This is a genomic window from Hydrogenophaga crassostreae, assembly GCF_001761385.1.
Classification (GTDB): domain Bacteria; phylum Pseudomonadota; class Gammaproteobacteria; order Burkholderiales; family Burkholderiaceae_C; genus Hydrogenophaga; species Hydrogenophaga crassostreae.
On sequence record NZ_CP017476.1, the window covers coordinates 1,677,188 to 1,694,863 of the forward strand.

General features: G+C 64.2%; 22 protein-coding genes. 13 read left to right on the forward strand and 9 right to left on the reverse strand.

Going from position 1 to position 17,676, the window contains the following annotated elements; translation table 11 throughout:
• Positions 1-69: 69 nt before the first annotated feature.
• Positions 70-1,242, reverse strand: a complete 1,173-nt coding sequence (gene pobA / locus LPB072_RS07785) for a 4-hydroxybenzoate 3-monooxygenase (protein WP_066093780.1) — start codon at positions 1,240-1,242, stop codon at positions 70-72.
• A gap of 107 nt (positions 1,243-1,349) precedes the next feature.
• Between pobA and LPB072_RS07790 the strand changes: the two genes are divergently transcribed.
• Positions 1,350-2,207: an AraC family transcriptional regulator gene (locus LPB072_RS07790; protein WP_231943462.1), complete on the forward strand. Its 858-nt coding sequence runs from the start codon at positions 1,350-1,352 to the stop codon at positions 2,205-2,207.
• Between the two features lie 8 nt (positions 2,208-2,215).
• Here the strand turns inward: LPB072_RS07790 and LPB072_RS07795 are convergent, their stop codons facing one another.
• The 4 genes from LPB072_RS07795 to LPB072_RS07810 form a co-directional block, all read right to left on the reverse strand.
• A complete protein-coding gene (locus LPB072_RS07795) occupies positions 2,216-3,106 on the reverse strand; it encodes an EamA family transporter (RefSeq protein WP_066093788.1) in 891 nt (296 codons plus the stop codon).
• A gap of 82 nt (positions 3,107-3,188) precedes the next feature.
• On the reverse strand, positions 3,189-4,187 hold the full coding sequence (locus LPB072_RS07800) for a metal ABC transporter solute-binding protein, Zn/Mn family (protein WP_066093791.1): 999 nt from the start codon (positions 4,185-4,187) through the stop codon (positions 3,189-3,191).
• Positions 4,188-4,204: 17 nt separating this feature from the next.
• Positions 4,205-5,113 carry a metal ABC transporter permease gene (locus tag LPB072_RS07805; RefSeq protein WP_231943464.1) on the reverse strand — a complete coding sequence of 303 codons (909 nt, stop codon included), beginning with the start codon at positions 5,111-5,113 and terminating at the stop codon, positions 4,205-4,207.
• Positions 5,110-5,868, reverse strand: a complete 759-nt coding sequence (locus LPB072_RS07810; RefSeq protein ID WP_066093794.1) for a metal ABC transporter ATP-binding protein — start codon at positions 5,866-5,868, stop codon at positions 5,110-5,112. The genes LPB072_RS07805 and LPB072_RS07810 overlap by 4 nt, the downstream gene beginning before the upstream one ends.
• A gap of 80 nt (positions 5,869-5,948) precedes the next feature.
• Between LPB072_RS07810 and LPB072_RS07815 the strand changes: the two genes are divergently transcribed.
• Genes LPB072_RS07815 through LPB072_RS07840 form a run of 6 tightly spaced genes read left to right on the forward strand, consistent with a single transcriptional unit; the run spans position 5,949 to position 10,130 of the window.
• Complete coding sequence (locus tag LPB072_RS07815; RefSeq protein WP_082877083.1) at positions 5,949-6,458, forward strand: Fur family transcriptional regulator; 510 nt, start codon at positions 5,949-5,951, stop codon at positions 6,456-6,458.
• Entirely contained in the window at positions 6,455-7,102 is a 648-nt protein-coding gene (locus LPB072_RS07820; RefSeq protein WP_066094755.1) for an ABC transporter ATP-binding protein, read from the forward strand. Before LPB072_RS07815 ends, LPB072_RS07820 begins: the two co-directional genes overlap by 4 nt.
• Positions 7,099-8,316 carry an ABC transporter permease gene (locus tag LPB072_RS07825; RefSeq protein WP_066093796.1) on the forward strand — a complete coding sequence of 406 codons (1,218 nt, stop codon included), beginning with the start codon at positions 7,099-7,101 and terminating at the stop codon, positions 8,314-8,316. The genes LPB072_RS07820 and LPB072_RS07825 overlap by 4 nt, the downstream gene beginning before the upstream one ends.
• A 5-nt stretch (positions 8,317-8,321) precedes the next feature.
• The gene (locus LPB072_RS07830; RefSeq protein ID WP_066093799.1) at positions 8,322-8,567 is read left to right on the forward strand and encodes a hypothetical protein; all 246 of its coding nucleotides are present in this window, start codon (positions 8,322-8,324) and stop codon (positions 8,565-8,567) included.
• Positions 8,568-8,589: 22 nt separating this feature from the next.
• Entirely contained in the window at positions 8,590-9,126 is a 537-nt protein-coding gene (locus LPB072_RS07835) for a DUF3299 domain-containing protein (protein WP_066093804.1), read from the forward strand.
• Between the two features lie 47 nt (positions 9,127-9,173).
• A complete protein-coding gene (locus LPB072_RS07840; protein WP_066093807.1) occupies positions 9,174-10,130 on the forward strand; it encodes an AEC family transporter in 957 nt (318 codons plus the stop codon).
• Positions 10,131-10,351: 221 nt separating this feature from the next.
• Here the strand turns inward: LPB072_RS07840 and LPB072_RS07845 are convergent, their stop codons facing one another.
• Both LPB072_RS07845 and LPB072_RS07850 read right to left on the reverse strand, forming a co-directional pair.
• On the reverse strand, positions 10,352-10,810 hold the full coding sequence (locus LPB072_RS07845) for a TM2 domain-containing protein (protein WP_066093810.1): 459 nt from the start codon (positions 10,808-10,810) through the stop codon (positions 10,352-10,354).
• Positions 10,807-11,355, reverse strand: coding sequence for a GNAT family N-acetyltransferase (locus tag LPB072_RS07850; RefSeq protein WP_066094758.1), 549 nt, complete (start codon positions 11,353-11,355; stop codon positions 10,807-10,809). The genes LPB072_RS07845 and LPB072_RS07850 overlap by 4 nt, the downstream gene beginning before the upstream one ends.
• Before the next feature lie 232 nt (positions 11,356-11,587).
• Between LPB072_RS07850 and rpsP the strand changes: the two genes are divergently transcribed.
• The 6 genes from rpsP to LPB072_RS07880 all read left to right on the forward strand — a co-directional run bounded on the left by rpsP (position 11,588) and on the right by LPB072_RS07880 (position 15,678).
• Positions 11,588-11,848: a 30S ribosomal protein S16 gene (gene rpsP / locus LPB072_RS07855; RefSeq protein ID WP_066093813.1), complete on the forward strand. Its 261-nt coding sequence runs from the start codon at positions 11,588-11,590 to the stop codon at positions 11,846-11,848.
• Between the two features lie 53 nt (positions 11,849-11,901).
• Positions 11,902-12,495, forward strand: coding sequence for a ribosome maturation factor RimM (rimM, locus tag LPB072_RS07860; RefSeq protein WP_066093816.1), 594 nt, complete (start codon positions 11,902-11,904; stop codon positions 12,493-12,495).
• Positions 12,496-12,548: 53 nt separating this feature from the next.
• Positions 12,549-13,325: a tRNA (guanosine(37)-N1)-methyltransferase TrmD gene (gene trmD, locus LPB072_RS07865; protein WP_066093819.1), complete on the forward strand. Its 777-nt coding sequence runs from the start codon at positions 12,549-12,551 to the stop codon at positions 13,323-13,325.
• A gap of 146 nt (positions 13,326-13,471) precedes the next feature.
• The gene (rplS, locus tag LPB072_RS07870; RefSeq protein WP_066093822.1) at positions 13,472-13,837 is read left to right on the forward strand and encodes a 50S ribosomal protein L19; all 366 of its coding nucleotides are present in this window, start codon (positions 13,472-13,474) and stop codon (positions 13,835-13,837) included.
• Positions 13,838-14,012: 175 nt separating this feature from the next.
• Positions 14,013-14,696: a CoA pyrophosphatase gene (locus LPB072_RS07875; RefSeq protein ID WP_066093825.1), complete on the forward strand. Its 684-nt coding sequence runs from the start codon at positions 14,013-14,015 to the stop codon at positions 14,694-14,696.
• A gap of 31 nt (positions 14,697-14,727) precedes the next feature.
• A complete protein-coding gene (locus LPB072_RS07880; RefSeq protein ID WP_066093829.1) occupies positions 14,728-15,678 on the forward strand; it encodes a CobD/CbiB family protein in 951 nt (316 codons plus the stop codon).
• Between the two features lie 172 nt (positions 15,679-15,850).
• Here LPB072_RS07880 and rpoH read toward each other — a convergent pair whose 3' ends face one another.
• Both rpoH and LPB072_RS07890 read right to left on the reverse strand, forming a co-directional pair.
• Positions 15,851-16,807, reverse strand: coding sequence for an RNA polymerase sigma factor RpoH (gene rpoH / locus LPB072_RS07885; protein WP_066093832.1), 957 nt, complete (start codon positions 16,805-16,807; stop codon positions 15,851-15,853).
• A gap of 338 nt (positions 16,808-17,145) precedes the next feature.
• The gene (locus LPB072_RS07890; RefSeq protein ID WP_066093835.1) at positions 17,146-17,568 is read right to left on the reverse strand and encodes a MarR family winged helix-turn-helix transcriptional regulator; all 423 of its coding nucleotides are present in this window, start codon (positions 17,566-17,568) and stop codon (positions 17,146-17,148) included.
• Between the last annotated feature and the right edge of the window lie 108 nt (positions 17,569-17,676).

A 17,676-nucleotide genomic window follows, 5' to 3' on the forward strand; every position in this document is an offset into this window, starting at 1 on the left:
GGCGCCTGACCGGGGCGCCCCGGGTTTCGGGCGGGAGCTTCGCCTGCTCACCGCCAGGGTTTTAACGGATCAGAACGGCAGACCCACGTAGTTCTCTGCCAGCGAACCCAGCGCCTTTTCCGACGACAGCAGGTATGCCAGATCGGTTTGCTGCAGCTTCTGGTCGTAGCTGATGGCTTCGGGGAAGGTGTGCAGCATGGTGGTCATCCACCATGAGAAGCGCTGGGCTTTCCAGACCCTTGCCAAGGCCTTGGCCGAGTAGCCGTCGAGCCCTGTGCTGTCGCCTTGCTGGTAGTGCTGAAGCATGGCGTGGTACAGGTAGTAGATGTCGGAGGCCGCGCTGTTGAGGCCGCGCGCGCCGGTGGGCGGCACGATGTGGGCAGCGTCGCCGGCGAGAAAGAGCCTGCCATAGCGCATGGGTTCGGCCACGAAGGAGCGCAGTGGCGCGATGGATTTTTCGATGGACGGGCCGGTCACCAGTTTGGCGGCCAATTCAGCCGGCAGGCGGCGCTTGAGCTCGGCCCAGAAAGCATCGTCGGACCAGTCTTCCACGTTGTCGGTGAGCGGCACCTGAATGTAGTAGCGGCTCAGCACCTGGGAGCGCAGCGAACACAGGGCAAAACCGCGCTCGTGTTTGGCGTAGACCAGTTCGGGTGAGACCGGCGGTGTGCGCGAGAGCACGCCCAGCCAGCCAAACGGATACACCTTTTCGTATTCGGTGATCTTGTCTTTGGGGATGGACTTGCGGCTCACACCGTGGAAGCCGTCGGCGCCGATCACAAAGTCGCAATCGATGCGGATGATCTCGTCGCCATCCCGGTAGGTGACATATGGCTTGTCGGAGGTGAGATCGTGCGGCTGCACGTCTTCGGCGTTGTGAATCACCTGGCCCTTCATGCGGTCGCGCCCTTCATAGAGGTCGCGGGTGAGTTCGGTCTGGCCATAGACCACCACCGAGTTGCCGCCGCTGTGTTTGTGCAGGTCCACGCGGTCAAGCTGGCCTTCGTGAGCGATGAAAAAGCCGTCATGGATTTCACCTTCGCGGTCCATGCGCTCACCGCACTGGGCTTCGCGCATGAGCTCGGCAAAGCCGTGTTCCAGCACGCCGGCTCGAATGCGGCTCAAGACGTATTCGCGGCTCTGGCGCTCCAGCACGATGTTGGCGATGCCTTTGAGGTGCAAGAGCTGGGAGAGCATGAGCCCCGAGGGGCCGCCGCCGATGATGCAAACGCTGGTTTTCATGGTTGTCTCCTGAAGGTGGTTGCGGAGGGTTCCGCTGACAGGCAGTTTGCCGATGCCCAGTCCATTCCGGAATGGCCGCTTGCGTCGAATACTTGTACGATTCGAACATGCGACAACACGATGGCATCCTCATTTCCAACGGCCTGTTTGGCGAGTCGGCGCAGTTGCCGGATGTGATGCACTGCGAGACCATCGCCGCCCGCTCGGCCCTGCATGGCTGGGAGCTGGCGCCGCACAGGCATGGGAAGTTGCACCAGTTGCTGTTGCTGCAAAAAGGCGAGGGCATCGCCCACCTGGAAGGGCAAAAGGTGGCGCTGGCCGCCAGGAGTCTGGTCAACGTGCCGCCGGGCGACGTGCACGCATTTTCCTTTGAGCCTGATACGCAGGGCTTTGTGGTCACGCTGGCAGACGAGATGCTGGACGCGATGTTCGCAGGCGTGGGCGATGTGCGCCGCGTGCTCTCGCGCAGCTTTGTGGGCACGGCGAGTCCGCAGGTGGACGCGGTGATGCGGCAGATCTGGGCCGAGTTCAGTGGCCTTGGCGAAGCGCGGGCGCTGGTGTTGCGAGGTCTGGGGGCGACGCTGCTGGGGCTGGCCGCACGCATGGCGCACGAGGGCTTGGCGGTCGGGGAAAGTGCGGCGGATTCGGCGCAGATGCGCCGCTTCGAAGCGCTGATTGAGGCGCACTACCTGGCGCATTGGCGGGTCGCCGACTACGCCAAGGCGCTGGGCATGTCGCCCACCCACCTCAGCCGAATCGCCCGCGCGGCCTCCGGTGAGCCCGCTTCCAGCCTGATCGGTGCGCGGGTGATTCGCGAAGCCCGGCGCAACCTGGCCTACACGACGCTGGGCGTGGCCACCATCGCCTATGCACTGGGCTTTGCCGACCCGGCGCATTTCAGCCGCGTGTTCTCGCGTGCCACGGGCTTGTCACCACGCGCCTTTCGTCAGCAGGTGGGGCACTGAGCAGCCGCTCAGGCGGCGGGGCGTGCCTTCATCGAGGTCAGCAGACGAGGCCAGAGCACGATCACTGCCAGCCCGGCCATCACCAGAGCACCCGCGCCCAGTTTCCAGGCCGGCAGCGGCTCGCCCAGTGCCAGAGCGGAAGCGCTCATGCCGAACACGGGCACCAGCAGGGCCATGGGCGTGACCTGCGCCGCCGGGTGATGGGAGAGCAGCCAGTTCCACACGCCGAAGCCAAACAGCGAGTTGCCCACGGCCTGCCAGATGACCGAGGCCCAGGTGAGGGTGCTGGCCTGTTGCAGCGTTTGCCACATGGCCGAAGGCGGGCCTTCCAGCAACCACGACAGCGCGAACAGCGGTGGCACGGCGAAGACGCTGCTCCAGACCACAAAATGCAGCATGTTCACGCGCCCGATGGACTTCACGACCAGGTTGGCGCAGGCCCAGAAGAAGCCGGCCATCAACACCAGGGCGATGCCCAGCGCGGTGACGGTGGCGTTCAGGTTGGCCCCGATCACGCCCAGGCCAGCCACGGCCAGCAGCAGGCCCGCAACCTGGTACCCGCGCACTTTTTCACCCATGAAGAACAGCGACAGGCCGATGGTGAAGAACACCTGCAATTGCACCACCAGCGAGGCCAGGCCAGGCGAAATGCTGCTGCGGATGGCCAGGAACAGCAGGCCAAACTGGCCCACACCGAGCAGCACGCCGAAGGCGGCCATCTTGTGCCAGGGCGCCTTGGGTCGCGGGATGAAAAGCAGCCAGGGCAGGGCGGAGAACGCGAAGCGCAGCGTGGCGAACAGAAAGGGTGGCAAGCCGTCCAGTCCCCAGCGTATGACCACGAAGTTGGTGCCCCATACAAACACGACGGCGAGCGCCAGCAGAAGGTGTTTGATGGGCAATGCGGCTCCGATGGACAGGTGGGGTCGGGAAAGGGCGAGGGCCCAGTTTAGCCACGCCATGCTGCCCGCGTGGCTCGCACCCTCAATACCCGCGAACGGCTCGCGTCAGGGCTTCGGTGTTGTGGCGCACCATGGCGATGTAGCTGGGCGCGGGGCCGCTGGCGGGCGACAGCGCGTCGGCGTACAGCGCGCCTGCGGGTTCCACTCCGGTTTCACGACCGATCTGGGCAATCAGCCGCGGATCGGAAATGCTCTCCACAAACAGGGCCTTGATGTTTGATTCTTTGATCTGGCGCACCAGTTGTGCCACGCCTTTGGCCGAGGCTTCGCTGTCGGTGCTCACGCCTTGCGGCGCCAGAAAGCGCACCCGGTAGGCTTGCGCGTAATAGCCAAAGGCGTCGTGGGCGGTGATGACCTGGCGTTCCGCTTCGGGAATGGTGGCCCAGGCCGCCCGCACGTCGGTGTCAAGCGCCTTGAGTTGCGCGAGGTAGGTGTTGGCGTTGCGGCGGTAGAGCTCGCAACCGGCGGTGTCCACGCTGCAAAGGCCCTGGGTGATGTTGCGCACATAGGCCATGGCGTTGGACACACTTTGCCAGGCATGGGGGTCGGTGGCTTCGCCGCCTTTGTGTGCTTCGGCTTCCTCGTGGTCGCTCTGGTGGGCGTTGTGGCCGTGGTGATCGTCATCACCGTCCTCCATGCGCTGCGCCTGTATGCCTTGGCTGACAACCACATGCTGCCCCTTGTAGCCTGCGGTGTTGAGCAAGCGGCTCATCCAGCCTTCAAAGCCCAGGCCGTTGGAGAACACGATGCGGGCCTGGCTCACCTGCCGGGCCTGTGAGGGGTTGGGCTGGAACACATGGGCATCCCCGCCAGGCCCCACCAGCACGCTGACGGCCACGCGCTCGCCGCCGACCTGGCGTACCAGGTCGCCGAGGATGGAAAAACTGGCCACGGCGGTGATGGGCGCGGTCGACTGAGCCCACAACACGGGGCTGGCGCCGGCGAGCGAGAGGGCGGCCACCGCGAGGGCGGTGCGGCGGCTTGCAAACCAGGCGTGTGAGGATGGGTTCGGGTGTTTCATGGGATTTCCTGGGTGGGTCAAGGTTGCGGTTGAGGCGGTGCCGTGCGCTGGTGGCGCAACAGGCCATGGGGCGCGAGCAGCAGGGAAACGAGGTAACACGCGCCCAGACTGAGCACGATGACCGGGCTGGTTGGCCAGTCGGCGTGGTACGAGATGAGCAGGCCGCTCAGGCCCGCGAGCAGGGCCAGACCTGTGGCCGTGAAGAGCATGGGCAACAGGCGGCGCACCCAGAAGCGCGCGGTGGCCGCGGGCAACACCATGATGCCCACGGCCATCAAGGTGCCCAGCGCATGAAACCCGGCCACGAGGTTGATCACCACCAGCATCAGAAAACCGTAGTGCGCCACCGGGCTCCAGCGGCTGACGCTGCGCAGAAAGCCCGGGTCAAGACAGTCCAGCACCAGGGGGCGAAAAAGCAGGGTGAGGGCGACCAGCGTGACCGCAGAGATGCCGCCCAGCAACTGAAGCGCGGCGTCGTCGAGCGCCAGCACGGAGCCAAACAAAACGTGCAGCAAATCCACGCTGTTGCCGCGCACCGACACGATGAGCACGCCCAGCGCCAGCGACAGCAGGTAGAAGGCGGCCAGGCTGGTGTCTTCGCGCAGCACGGTGTTGCGCGCGACCAGGCCCGAGCCCACGGCCACGATCAGCCCGGCGACGGTGCCGCCAATGGTCATGGCGGTGAGCGACAGGCCGGCGATCAGGTAGCCGATGGCTGCGCCGGGCAAGATGGCATGGGCCATGGCGTCGCCGGTGAGGCTCATGCGTCGCAGCATCAAAAAGACGCCCACGGGTGCCGCGCTCAGCGCCAGCGCCACGCAGCCAATCAGGGCGCGGCGCATGAACGCGAACTCCAGCAAGGGACCCACCACGGGGTTGGCCAGCCACCAGGCCATGAGCGGTGACGCCACCAGGCTCTCGTTCATGCGAAGGCCTCACCCGAGACCGCCTCGGTTTCGGCGGGATGGTCGAGCCAGGGGGTGGGTGTGCGATTCGGGGCGCCCAGAACCCGGTCGGTGGGGCCGAAGGTGGCCTGGGCTCTGGAGAGCGACAAGGTGAGTGGAAAGTGGCGGTGTACTTGAGACAGGTCGTGCAGCGCCGCGACCACGGTTTTGCCTTCGCCTTGCCAGTGGTGCAGCAGGGCGAGCAGGTCGGTGGTGGTGCGGTTGTCCACGGCGGCAAAGGGTTCGTCGAGCAGCACCACCTGGGCGTCTTGCAGGATCAGGCGCGCGAACAAGGCGCGTTGCAGTTGACCACCCGAGAGCGTGTCAAGCGCGCGCTTCTCAAGCCCCTCAAGACCCACCTGGGCCAGCGCCTCGGTGCACAGCAGCCGGTGTGCCGCTGTGAAGCGGCCGAGCGCGCCCACGCGGTGCCACAAGCCCATGGCCACCATGTCGCGCAGGTCGATGGGAAAGCTGCGGTCCAGCGCCGCGCGTTGCGGCAAGCAGGCGATGCGCTGCCCGGCCAGTCCGGTCAAACGGCCGCTGATGGGCTGGAGTTCACCGGCCAGTGCCCTGATCAGCGTGGACTTGCCGGCGCCGTTGGGCCCGACCACCGCCACCAGCGAACCGGTGTCGATGCGCAGACTCGCCTCGCGCACGGTGGCCTGGTTGTCGTAGCCCAGGGTCAGCTTGTGCAGCTCAATGGGTTGCGCGGTGTTGGGTTCGTTGAAGAGGGGCATGTGGGCTTTGGAATTTGCTATATTGCAACTCGATTGCAATAACATCGATATTAACGCAACTTTGTTGCAACAAGAGAGCCATGCCCAAGACGACCCGCCCGATCAAAGAAGCGCCGGCTGTGCCGGCAGAGATCCAGCAACGGTTGGAGCGTGGCGGCCTGCGGCGCACCCTGGCCACCCGCGCGGTCCTGGGACTGTTTCTGGCCAACCCCAAGAGTTCGCTGAACCACGCTCAGGCGTTTGCCTCGTTGGCGGCGCGAGGGCTGGACATCAACCGCGTCACGCTGTACCGCCTGCTCGATCGCCTGGTGGCCTGCAGCGTGTTGCAGCGCCATGCCGATGACGACGCCCGCACCTGGTATTTCTGCCTGGCCGACACCGGGCAGGACAGCCGGGCGCCCCGTTTCGAGTGCGACGGCTGCCACAGCCAGTTCCGCCTGCCCGAGGCCGGTGCACAAGCTGCCGAACTGGCGCGCACCTTGTTTCAAACCCTGTCGGGCATGGGGCACCAGGGCCAGCGGCTCGACCTGCTGTTGCACGGCACTTGCGCCACCTGTCTGGCGCAGGCGGGGTCGGAGGCCGGCGCGTGATCGAAACGCAGGGGCTGGTTTGCGCATTTGCCGATGGCACCGCACTGCGCTTTGCCGATGTGGCGCTGCCGCAGGGCGGCACGCTGTTGTTGCGCGGGCCTTCGGGCAGCGGCAAGTCGACGTGGCTGGCGCTGGCTGGTGGCTTGCGCGCGCCGTCTCAGGGTGCGATGGTGGTGGCCGGCCAGGCGCCGTCGGAGCTGAAGCCTGCCGCGCGCGACGCCTGGCGGGCGGGTTCGGTGGGGTTTTTGCCGCAGCGGCTGCACCTCAGTGAAGCGCTGAGCGTGCAAGACAACCTGATGCTGGTGTTTTTTGCGGCAGGGCGGCCAGCAAACGCTCCCGCTGTGCACCAGGCGCTGAGCGCACTGGGCGTGGCCGGTCTGGCCCGGCGCAAGCCGGCGCGGTTGTCGGGGGGCGAATTGCAACGGGTGGCGCTGGCGCGGGCGCTGTTGCTGCGTCCCAGGGTGATCCTGGCCGATGAGCCCACCGCCAGCCTGGACGACACGGCTTGCGACGGTGTGCTGGCGCTGTTGCAGAACCAAGCCCGCGAGGGGCGCACTTCACTGGTGATTGCCACCCACGATGCGCGCGTGGCCCAGGCCCTGCCCGACGCCCAGGTGTTGTCGCTGGACAAGGACACGCGATGAACGTGTTGACACTGGCCTGGCGCTACCTGTGGTCGCGCCCTTTGACCGCAGCGCTGAACCTGGTGTTGCTCGCCCTGGGGCTGGCGGCCATGGGGCTGGTGTTGCTGGCGCAAGACCGCATTGAGCACGCGTTTGACCGCGATCTGGCGGGCATCGATGCCGTGGTGGGCGCCAAGGGCAGCCCGATGCAGTTGATTTTGTCGGGCGTGTTTCACATCGATACGCCAACCGGCAATGTGGCGCTGGCCGATGTGCGTGCCCTGGCCGCGCAGCCCCAGATCGCCCAGGTCATTCCCATGAGCTTGGGCGACAACCTGAAGGGTTCACGCATCGTGGGCTCCACGCCGGCCTACGCCGCGCATTACGGCGCCCAACTCGCGCAAGGCCGGTGGTGGACTGCGCCCATGGAGGCGGTGTTGGGTGCTTCGGTGGCGCAGACCACGGGTCTGTCGGTGGGCCAGCACTTCAGTGGCGCGCACGGCCTCGGCCTTGGGGGCAGTGAACACGGCGACACGCCCTACACCATGGTGGGTCGCCTGGAGGCCTGCGGCTGCGTGCTGGACCGCCTGGTTTTGACGGATCTGGCGTCGGTCTGGCAGGTGCACGAAGGGCTTCGCCCGGGTGAGTTCGAGTCGCTGTCGGCCGAAGACCGCGAAGCCATTGAAGCCGATCGCGAGGTGACGCTGGCTTTGATCCGCTACGCCTCGCCCTTGGCGGCGACCCGCTTTCCGCGCCATGTGAATACCCGGACGGCGATGCAGGCGGCTTCGCCGGCCCTGGAGGTGGCGCGCGTGCTGGAACTGGTGGGCATGGGCACGCGACTGGTGCAGGGGCTGGGCGCGGTGTTGCTGCTGGTGGCCGCGCTGTCGGTGTTCATTGCGTTGTGGAACGCGGTGCGCGAGCGCCGGGCCGATATGGCCTTGCTGCGGCTGCTGGGTGCACCGCCCCGCCGCGTGGGCGCTGTGGTGCTTTGCGAGGCGCTGTGGCTGGCGCTGCTGGCGGGAGTGCTCGGCGTGGCGCTGGCGCAAGGAATGACCGCTGTGATGGCGGGCTGGTGGATGGCCGATACGGGCTGGGCGGTTGCCGGCTCGGTCTGGCCACCAAACATGTGGGCTGTCCCGGGGGCTGCCTTGCTTGTTGCGTTGATCGCGGCCGCGGTGCCGGTGATCAGCGCGTACAGGGCCGATGTGGCCGAATTGTTGACTTCAAGGTGAATCGAATGAATCCAAAAATGTGGGCAATGGGTGGGGTGTTGTGTCTGCTCGGCGGGGCCGCCGTGGCCCAGCACAACGACACGGAACGCAAGGAAGACGCTGCGCGTCACCGCGCGATGGCGGCGGCCCACGAGGCGGCGGCCAGGTGTGTCGAGTCGGGCAAGGCGGAAAAGCTGTGTATGGCGGAGTTGCAGGCGGCTTGCAAAGGCTTGGCCATTGGCAGGTACTGCGGCATGAAGCACGCCCATTGAACGCGTCGGGAAAGGCTTTTTCATGAAGAGCAATCGCAAGCTGTCGGGGTGGGTTGCACTGCTGTCTGTTGCCCTCGCAGGGCTCGCTCCCAGGGTGGGTGCGCAGGTTTTGAGCTCGCCCATGGGACCGGGCGGCCCGGTGGCCGGGCAGGGGCCGGGCTACCACAGCCCGCAGAGCGCCTTCCCGCCGTTGGTGCCCCGTCCCGATGTGGTGGCCTGGTCGGTATTGAGCGGCGTGTCGGTCAAGTTCCAGAAGCCCAAAATCATCACCACGTATTCGCCCGCCGTGAAAAAGCTGAACGGCAGCCTGGTGAAAGTCGAGGGCTACATGACGCCACTGGAGGCGGGCACCGCTCACCGCCATTTTTTGCTGGTATCGGTGCCGCCGACCTGTCCGTTCTGTGTGCCGGGCGGGCCGGAGAGCATGGTGGAAGTGCGCACGCTCAAGCCAGTGAAATACACCCAGAACGCCGTCGTTTTGCAGGGGCGACTCCAGGTTTTGACCGATGATCCCCAGGGGCTTTATTACCGGATGACCGGGGCGCGCACGGTGAAATAGCAGCCGCCGCAGGGCACTGGGGGGGCAGGGGCGCTACCATCCACCCCGTGAATATTACCGACCACCCCGTTGTTGCGTCACTGACGCCCGTCTTTATCCTGATCGCGCTCGGCTACCTGGCCGGCCGCTTGAAATGGATCCGTGAATCCGCGGTCAAGGACTTGTCCAACCTTGTCTTTTTGCTGCTGATTCCGGCGCTGCTGTTTCGCACCATGAGCACCGTGCATGTTGAGGCGCTGGATTTGCGCCCGCTGCTGGCCTATTTCCTGGCAGCGTTGCTGCTGTTGGGCGGCTCCATTTTCTGGCGCGGATTTGACCGCAAGAGCGTGGTCATGGCGCTGGGCGGGGTGTTTTCCAACCTGGTCATGATCGGTATCACCGTGGTGCAGCTGGCCTACGGCAAGCCCGCGCTGGTCACACTGCTGACCATCGTTTCGGTGCACGCGATCATCTTGCTCACGGTCACCACCGTGGTGCTGGAGATGGCGGTGGCCAGTGAAAACCGCGCCAATGGCATGGAGGCACCCCACCTGCTCACCACGACGTGGATGGCCTTCAAGAGCGCGCTGATACACCCCATTCCCTTGCCGATCGTCACCGGCCTGCTGTTTGCCCAGACCGGCTGGAGCTTGCCCATGGTGGTCGACAAACCCTTGATGCTGCTGGGCAGTGCTTTTGGCCCGATCGCGCTGGTGCTCGTGGGTGTGACCATGGCCACCACGCAGTTGAGAGGCCATTTGCAGTCGGCCCTGTGGATCACCGCGTCCAAGAACCTGTTGCTGCCGTTGATGGTCGGCATCAGCGCCTGGGCATTCGGCATCACGGGCTTGCCATTGACCGTGATGGTGGTGGCCGCTGCCATGCCCATGGGCGCAAATGTCTTCATGTTTGCCCAGCGCTACGAAGTGGCACAGGAGCTCACCACGGCCAGCATGGTGATGTCAACCGGCTTGGCCTTGTTCACTTTGACCCTGGTGATGCTGGTGATGTCCTGGATCAATTAAGTCCCCCCGCGCCGGCTGCGCCGTCACTCCCCCCAGGGGGCGGCACTGGCGGCCTGGCAAAGCCAGTTCCGCAGTGCCCTGGGTTGAACCTCCTGTTTGTGCAAACCAATCACGGTCCGGCGAGAGTTGCCTTCGCCCAGGATGCGGTGGAACCGGCTTTGCCGGGCCGCTCGCATCGCCCCCTGGGGCGGTGACGGCGCAGCCGGCGCGGGGGGGGCCACCTACTGACTGATCTTGCGGGCCTCTTCGACCTGGTATTCGAAGTAACGCTGCACGCCAAATGCCAGGCTGCCCATGAAGGCGATGGTGCCGACGAGCAGGGCCAATACCAGGGCGGCAATGGTGAGCCAGTTGGTCGCGCCCGATGGGGCCTCATCGTCGGAGCCGGGGTTGAACCAGCGGTTCCACTTGGGGCGGTCGCTCAGGGCGTACACGATGGCAGCCAGACAGGCCGCAGCGATGCTGATCCCCAGGAATGGAATCAATATCCATGACAGCTGATCGTCCTGCCCATACAGCTGAACACGCTCCACGCCCCACCAGCCCAGTGCGGCGGCAATCGGGTGGAGCCAGCCAATCCAGTCGCCCAGGCCGCGCAGATAAAAGCGGTGCATGCCCATGCTGCCCAGGAGCACGGCCAGCCAGGTGGCGAGCGTTTTGTTTTTGTTGCGTTGGGTCATGCGGATGGTTGCTCGGGTGTGTTGTCTTCGGGTGGAGTGGATGCGCCCACTCCCAGCGTTTTTTGCATCAAGACGATGTCCAGCCAGCGTTCGAATTTCCAGCCGCAGTTGTTGATCACGCCGGCAGGCTCAAAGCCCAGCGCTTTGTGAATACCAATCGAGCCGGCGTTGGCCGAGTCGCCGATCACCGCCATGACCTTGCGCACCCCGGCGCGTTCCAGGCAAGCCATGAGTTCGGCCAACAAGGCACGACCCAGACCTTTGCCCGCCGATTCGGGAGCCATGTAGATCGAGTCTTCACAAGAAAAGCGGTACGCCGGGCGAGGTTTGAACCAGTTGGCGTAGGCAAAACCCAGAATCTGGCCACCTTCTTCCAGCACCAGCCAGGGCAGGCCCTTGGCGAGCACGTCTGCGCGACGCGTGGTCATGTCGGCTTCGGACGGTGGCGTGGTTTCGAAGGTGCCGGTGCCGGTCAACACATGGTGGCCGTAGATGCGGGTGATGGCGGGCAGGTCGCTGTCTAGGCTGGGGCGGATGGTGGGCATGGGCGCGTTGAACAAGGGTGAAGAGAAGGGCTTGGCGCCGATTCTCTCCGAATCGGGTCGCAAGAATTGACCAGGGGGCTATAATCGCGGGTTTTGTGGCGTTTCGCTGGCCGGGTGGTCAGTCGTGTGTCTCAAGCGCTGCAATGAAACGGGTTGTTATCGGGCAAGAAATTGTCTGTTTCCAGCCCGGTGAGACATCAATTGTGTTGTCTCTCCACCCGAAGGATTAATTATGGTCGTCATTCGACTTTCTCGCGGCGGCTCCAAAGCCCGTCCTTTCTACAACATCGTGGTTGCCGACAAGCGCAACCGTCGCGATGGCCGTTTCATCGAGCGCATTGGTTTTTACAACCCAATGGCCCGCGGTGCTGAAGAGCCTTTGCGTCTCGCCGTTGACCGCCTGACCTACTGGACCGGCGTTGGCGCTGAGCCATCGGACACCGTGGCACGCTTGGTCAAGCAAGCCGCCAAAGCCGCTACCCCAGCTGCTTGATTGATGTTGCCGGCTGAGCCCCTAAGGCTTGGCCAACAACACGCGAACGCCTCATGACCTCTGGCTACTTCAAAGCATCGTCCATGCCGGACGACGCCATTGAACTGGGTCGGATTCAGGAGGCGTTTGGCATCAAGGGGTGGGTGCGCATCCACCCCCACAGCGCCGACACCGAGGCGCTGTTCGCCGCAACTGAGTGGCATCTGCAACCACCCGAACCCAAGTTCGCGCGTGGTTTTTCCGCTTTTACCGGCGTCGTGTCTGTCAAAGTGGGTGAAATCAAGGCCCATGCCGATGGCATCGTCGCCCGTATCGATGGCCTGGACGATCGCACCGGCGCCGAAGGGCTCAAAGGGGTGCGCATCAGCGTACCTCGCAGCGCTTTTCCGGTCACGCCTGAGGGCGAGTTTTATTGGGTTGACCTGATCGGCTTGCGCGTGGTGAACCGCGAAGGCGTTGAGATGGGCGTCGTGCGCGATCTCATGCCCACCGGGCCCAACTCGGTGCTCGTTCTTGAGTACACCGACATCAACGCCGATGGCAAAGAGCAGCTTTCCGAACGCATGATTCCGTTCGTCGATGCCTATGTTGACAAGGTGGATCAGGCCGCGCGCCTGATCACAGTCGACTGGGGTCTGGATTACTGACCCCTCCCTGGAGGGGTGACGCCGAAGGCGGCGCGGGGGGTGACAATACCCACATGCGTTTTGACGTCATCACCCTTTTTCCCGAATTGTTCGAGCCGTTTTTCAAGAGCGGCATCACGCGGCGTGCGTTTGAATCCCGGCAGGTGGATGTGCGTTTGTGGAACCCGCGTGACCACGCGCAGGGCAATTACCGCCGTGTTGACGACCGGCCGTTTGGTGGCGGGCCGGGCATGGTGATGATGGCCGAACCTTTGTGGCGCTGCTTGCAGGCGATTCGAGTTGATCGTGCCGAGCCGGAACTGGCGTGTGCGCCGGTCGTGCTGTTTTCACCCATCGGTCAGAAGCTGGACCACGCGATGGCCACGGCTTGGTCAGAGAGCGCAGGCGCTGTGCTGCTGTGCGGCCGATACGAGGGCATTGACCAGCGTTTCATTGACGCTTGCGTGGATCGGCAAGTCAGTCTGGGCGACTTCGTGCTGTCCGGCGGCGAGATCGCTGCCATTGCCTTGCTCGATTCGGTGGCGCGCTTGATGCCGGGCGTATTGAGCGATGAGGGCAGCCACCAGCAAGACAGTTTCAATCCTGCGCTGAGTGGCTTGCTGGACAGCCCCCACCACACGCGGCCTGAGGTGTGGGAAGGGCCAGATGGCCCTGTTGGCGTGCCAGCCGCTTTGCTGGGCGGGCACCATGAACGCATTGGCCGTTACCGGCGCGATCAGAGCTTGACGCTTTCTCAGGCGCTCAGGCCTGAACTGGTTGACCAGGCCCGCGCAGCCGGGCAGTTGAGTAAAGCCGATGAGACTTTTCTGCGCACCCTAAAAAAGCTATAATGCAAGGCTTTTCGATCCTCTGACCGGCCGTCACGACCGGGCCACTCCGCTGTATGAACCCTCCTTGGGGGTGCGTCCAGGACAGGGGCCCTGCCGGATTCGTGGCCTTTAGTGCAGCGCGGGCATGATCGTAATTAGTGGAAAACATGAACCTGATCCAAACCCTTGAGCAAGAAGAAATTGCTCGCTTGAACAAAGAGATCCCCGTGTTCGCCCCTGGCGACACCGTGGTCGTGAGCGTGAACGTGGTTGAGGGCACGCGCAAGCGTACCCAGGCATACGAAGGCGTGGTGATTGCCCGTCGCAACCGTGGCCTGAACTCCAGCTTCATCGTGCGCAAAATCTCCAACGGCGAAGGCGTCGAGCGCACCTTCCCGCTGTACAGCCCGCGTATCGCCGGTATCGAAGTGAAGCGCCGTGGTGCGGTTCGTCGCGCCAAGTTGTACTACCTGCGCGAGCGCAGCGGCAAGTCGGCACGTATCAAGGAAAAGTTGGGCGTCAAGGCCCGTTAAGCGCCCAGCCTGCGCAAGAAGCAGGGGCTCCGGCCTCCGTTTTCATCAAAAAAGCCGCTCATCCGAGCGGCTTTTTTGCATTCACAGCGCCATCCACCGGCATCGCGCGGAAGCGGCCGCCGCCCAAGTCGCACGTTCGGCAGCGCGGCGGTTCGATGTCACGTAAGCTCGAACCATGTCCAGACCTTTGCCTCATTTTGATCCACGAGCGGTGCCGGTGTTGCCTGCGCTGTTCGGCGAAGGCCTGATGCCCGCCCACCCGGAGCGCCTGACGGCCCCCGGCCTGCGCCGCTTGTTTGCCGAGCCACCCCAGTGGGCCCCCGAGCTGCTGCGCGAGAAGCGCTTTGGTGAGCGGGTGCCCGTGCGTGCCGCGGTGTTGTTGCCTGTGGTGATGCGCGAGCGCCTGACGCTGCTGCTGACCCTGCGCTCAGCCCATCTGGCCAGCCATGCCGGGCAGATCGCCTTGCCCGGCGGCAAACTCGATGCCACCGATGCCAACGCCGTGGCCGCCGCCCTGCGTGAGACCCACGAAGAAATCGGTATTGGGCCCGAGCACATCGAAGTGCTGGGCACCATGCCTGAGTACGTGACAGGCACCTCATTCGTCATCACGCCGGTGGTCGGTCTGGTCACCCCCGGTTTTGAGCTGCGACCCAACCCCGGCGAGGTGGACGACGTTTTCGAAGTGCCGCTCGAATTTCTGATGGATCCAGCCAACCACCGACGCCACGCCTGGGATTGGGAGGGCACCGTGCGGGAGTGGTATTCCATGCCTTACCAGGAAGCAGGGCAGGAGCGCTTCATCTGGGGGGCGACCGCGGGTATGTTGCGCAACTTCTATCGGCTTCTGACCGCCTGATCGCGGCAAACGCGCGCTATATGATTGCCCCATGAGTTTTTTTGCTATTTTGATTGCCTTGCTTCTGGAGCAAACCCGGCCATTGGCCTTTGACAACCCGGTGCATGGCGCCTTGCGCTCGTGGGCTCGCTGGGTGCGCCGCAACCTGGACGCCGGAGAGCCTGCCCAGGGCTGGTTGGCCTGGCTGCTGGCCGCAGGCATGCCGGCTGTGTTGTCGGCACTGGTTTACTGGGGGCTGTGGCGCTTCAGCACCGTCCTGGCCTTCGTCTGGCTGGTCGCGGTGTTGTACGTGACGGTGGGATTTCGCCAGTTCAGCCACCACTTCACCGATATTCGCCAGGCGCTGGAGGCCGGCGACGAGCGCGGCGCGCGTGAAAAGCTGGCGACGTGGTTGCGCGTTGACGCCGCAAGCCTGCCGCGCGCCGAGTTGTTGCGCCAGGTGATCGAGCAAGCGGTCCTGGCGGCACACCGCCACGTGTTTGGGGTTTTGACCTGCTTTGGTGTGTTTTGGGTCTTGGGCCTGGGCCCCTTTGGCGCGATTTTTTACCGCATGGTCGAATACCTGGCGCGCAATTGGCGTGAGCGCCCTGATGGCACGCCAAGCACCGCCATGCAGAAAGCGGCCAAACAAGGCTGGAACGTTGTCGACTTTGTTCCCGCGCGGGTCACGGCGCTGGGTTTTGCCATCGTGGGCAACTTCGAAGAGTCCGTGGCCACCTGGCGTGGCGAAGCCGAGCGCTTTGCGCCCGGTAACGATGGCGTGTTGCTGGCCGCGACTTCCGGCGCGCTGGGCGTTCGTCTGAGTCAGACCGTGGCAGCTGACGATGCCGACAGCAGCGTGGAAGGCGGTGTTTTTGACGGAGCGGCCCGCACCGAGCCGCAGATTTCCCATCTGGCCAGCGCGGTGGGGCTGGTGTGGCGCAGCGTGGTGCTGTGGATGCTGTTGTTGGTGCTGCTCACGCTGGCGCGCTGGCAGGGCTGATTCCGGTTGGCCTTCAGGGCGAGAGCGGCGTTGTTCGCCTTTGCCGCTGTTCGGCACCGTCCGTGGTCTCCCGCCCGGCTTCACTTTGAAGGCGATCCGGTAACAGGCGCCCAACCATGAAACCAAAAAAAGCCTGCGGAATTCGCAGGCTTTTTCTCCAGGGCTTCAGGCGTCAGGCAAATTCAGCCAGTGCCTTGCGCATCTTTTTCATCGCGGCCACTTCGATCTGGCGCACACGTTCGGCGCTCACGCCGTATTCGGCGGCAAGTTCGTGCAGCGTCATGCCGCCGGAACCATCGTCGTTCACCTTGAGCCAGCGCTCGGTCACGATGCGGCGCGAGCGGTCATCCAGTTCGCCCATGGCGTTGGCTATGCCTTCAGTGGCCAACACATCGCGCTGAGCCGACTCGATCATCGCTGAAGGCTCGTGGGTTGCATCAGCCAGGAAGGCGATCGGGCCGAAGCGCTCTTCGCCATCGTCGCTGGGGCTGGGATCAAGCACCACATCGCCGCCCGACATGCGGGTTTCCATCTCGCGCACTTCTTCCGGCTTGACCTTCAGCTCGCGCGCGACGATCTCGACCTCGCCATCCGAAAACGCTTCGCGGTGGGTGTCGCCGTCCAAGGCCTCCGAGCGGAAACCCTGCTTCTTGGAGCGCAGGTTGAAAAACAGCTTGCGCTGGGCCTTGGTCGTGGCCATCTTCACCATGCGCCAGTTCTTCAGCACGTATTCGTGAATCTCGGCCTTGATCCAGTGCATGGCATAGCTCACCAGGCGCACACCCTGTTCCGGGTCGAAACGTTTGACGGCCTTCATCAGGCCCACATTGCCTTCCTGAATCAGGTCGCCGTGGGGCAGGCCATAACCCAGGTACTGGCGGGCAATCGAGACCACCAGGCGCAGGTGGGACATCACCAACTGGCCAGCGGCATCGATATCGTTGTCGTCACGCAGGCGGCGGCCCGCGCTTTGCTCTTCTTCGAGCGTGAGCATGGGCATGCGGTTGACCGCAGAAATATAGGCGTCGAGGTTGCCCAGCGACGGCAAGGTGAGCGAACGGCTCGCCCACGGGTTCGTCACGGCCAAGGTGGCGGCGGGGAACGTGTTGGTGGCAAGTGCAGCAGACATGTGGAAAACCCTCCTTAGGTCAGGTATGCATTTATGTTAGCACTCTATGTGATCGAGTGCTAAGGAGAAGGTTCCATGTCCCTATGGGTCAGTTCGGGGCTTTGACGGTGAAGGGCCGCGCCGAGTTTTGCCCCCTTTTCTGCGACCTTGGCTCTTTCCGACATGAAAATCTCGCCGTAAGTGCCTGTTTTATATGAATAAAATACCTAATCAGGTAGGGCGCTATTGCCATGGCCGTGTCTCTGCTGCGAAGCAGTGGCTGGGTCCACAGCCTGCCGCCTGCGTGGGACTTTGGGCGCATCTGGCCGGCTTATTTCATTCATCCCGCGCCCGGGCTGTCAGTCCAGACCCAGTGCCTTGTGCGCCAGCGCCAGGAAGCTGGCCCGTTCGGTGGGCGACAGTGCCGCCAGGATATCGGCCTGCAGGGCTTCCACCACCGGTCGGCTGGCGGCCAGCAGGTGCTCGCCTTCGGTGGTGAGGCGCAACTGGCGCGCCCGGCGGTCTTGTTCGCTGACCACGCGCTGCACGAGACCCTTTTGCTCCAGCCTGTCGATCACCCCGCCGATCGTGGCGCGGTCAAAGCTGATGTTGGCGGCCAGCGTGGCTTGATCGGTATCGGGTTGCTGGTTGATCGCGTCAAGCGCTGCGAACTGCACCGAGGTCAGGTCCAGGCCTGCGGCCTGGGTCTGTGCCTGGTAGATCTGGGTCGATTGCTGGTGCAGCCGCCGGATCAGGTGCCCGGCCATCTCGCTTCTGTCCATATGTGCAGCCCTGCTTTTTGAATTGCTTCCGATCATACGGACGCGGTTTCCCTCTTGACGCATATGATAAGTATACATATCATATGTTTACTTATCGTAAACCGTGGG

Excerpts from the sequence above, each read along its gene's own strand:
- pobA (WP_066093780.1), bottom strand. The coding sequence starts at position 1,242 with ATGAAAACCAGCGTTTGCATCATCGGCGGCGGCCCCTCGGGGCTCATG.
- LPB072_RS07790 (WP_231943462.1), top strand. The coding sequence starts at position 1,350 with ATGCGACAACACGATGGCATCCTCATTTCCAACGGCCTGTTTGGCGAG.
- LPB072_RS07800 (WP_066093791.1), bottom strand. The coding sequence starts at position 4,187 with ATGAAACACCCGAACCCATCCTCACACGCCTGGTTTGCAAGCCGCCGC.
- LPB072_RS07805 (WP_231943464.1), bottom strand. The coding sequence starts at position 5,113 with ATGAACGAGAGCCTGGTGGCGTCACCGCTCATGGCCTGGTGGCTGGCC.
- LPB072_RS07810 (WP_066093794.1), bottom strand. The coding sequence starts at position 5,868 with ATGCCCCTCTTCAACGAACCCAACACCGCGCAACCCATTGAGCTGCAC.
- LPB072_RS07815 (WP_082877083.1), top strand. The coding sequence starts at position 5,949 with ATGCCCAAGACGACCCGCCCGATCAAAGAAGCGCCGGCTGTGCCGGCA.
- LPB072_RS07825 (WP_066093796.1), top strand. The coding sequence starts at position 7,099 with ATGAACGTGTTGACACTGGCCTGGCGCTACCTGTGGTCGCGCCCTTTG.
- LPB072_RS07830 (WP_066093799.1), top strand. The coding sequence starts at position 8,322 with ATGAATCCAAAAATGTGGGCAATGGGTGGGGTGTTGTGTCTGCTCGGC.
- LPB072_RS07835 (WP_066093804.1), top strand. The coding sequence starts at position 8,590 with ATGAAGAGCAATCGCAAGCTGTCGGGGTGGGTTGCACTGCTGTCTGTT.
- LPB072_RS07845 (WP_066093810.1), bottom strand. The coding sequence starts at position 10,810 with ATGACCCAACGCAACAAAAACAAAACGCTCGCCACCTGGCTGGCCGTG.
- LPB072_RS07850 (WP_066094758.1), bottom strand. The coding sequence starts at position 11,355 with ATGCCCACCATCCGCCCCAGCCTAGACAGCGACCTGCCCGCCATCACC.
- rpsP (WP_066093813.1), top strand. The coding sequence starts at position 11,588 with ATGGTCGTCATTCGACTTTCTCGCGGCGGCTCCAAAGCCCGTCCTTTC.
- rimM (WP_066093816.1), top strand. The coding sequence starts at position 11,902 with ATGACCTCTGGCTACTTCAAAGCATCGTCCATGCCGGACGACGCCATT.
- trmD (WP_066093819.1), top strand. The coding sequence starts at position 12,549 with ATGCGTTTTGACGTCATCACCCTTTTTCCCGAATTGTTCGAGCCGTTT.
- rplS (WP_066093822.1), top strand. The coding sequence starts at position 13,472 with ATGAACCTGATCCAAACCCTTGAGCAAGAAGAAATTGCTCGCTTGAAC.
- LPB072_RS07875 (WP_066093825.1), top strand. The coding sequence starts at position 14,013 with ATGTCCAGACCTTTGCCTCATTTTGATCCACGAGCGGTGCCGGTGTTG.
- LPB072_RS07880 (WP_066093829.1), top strand. The coding sequence starts at position 14,728 with ATGAGTTTTTTTGCTATTTTGATTGCCTTGCTTCTGGAGCAAACCCGG.
- rpoH (WP_066093832.1), bottom strand. The coding sequence starts at position 16,807 with ATGTCTGCTGCACTTGCCACCAACACGTTCCCCGCCGCCACCTTGGCC.
- LPB072_RS07890 (WP_066093835.1), bottom strand. The coding sequence starts at position 17,568 with ATGGACAGAAGCGAGATGGCCGGGCACCTGATCCGGCGGCTGCACCAG.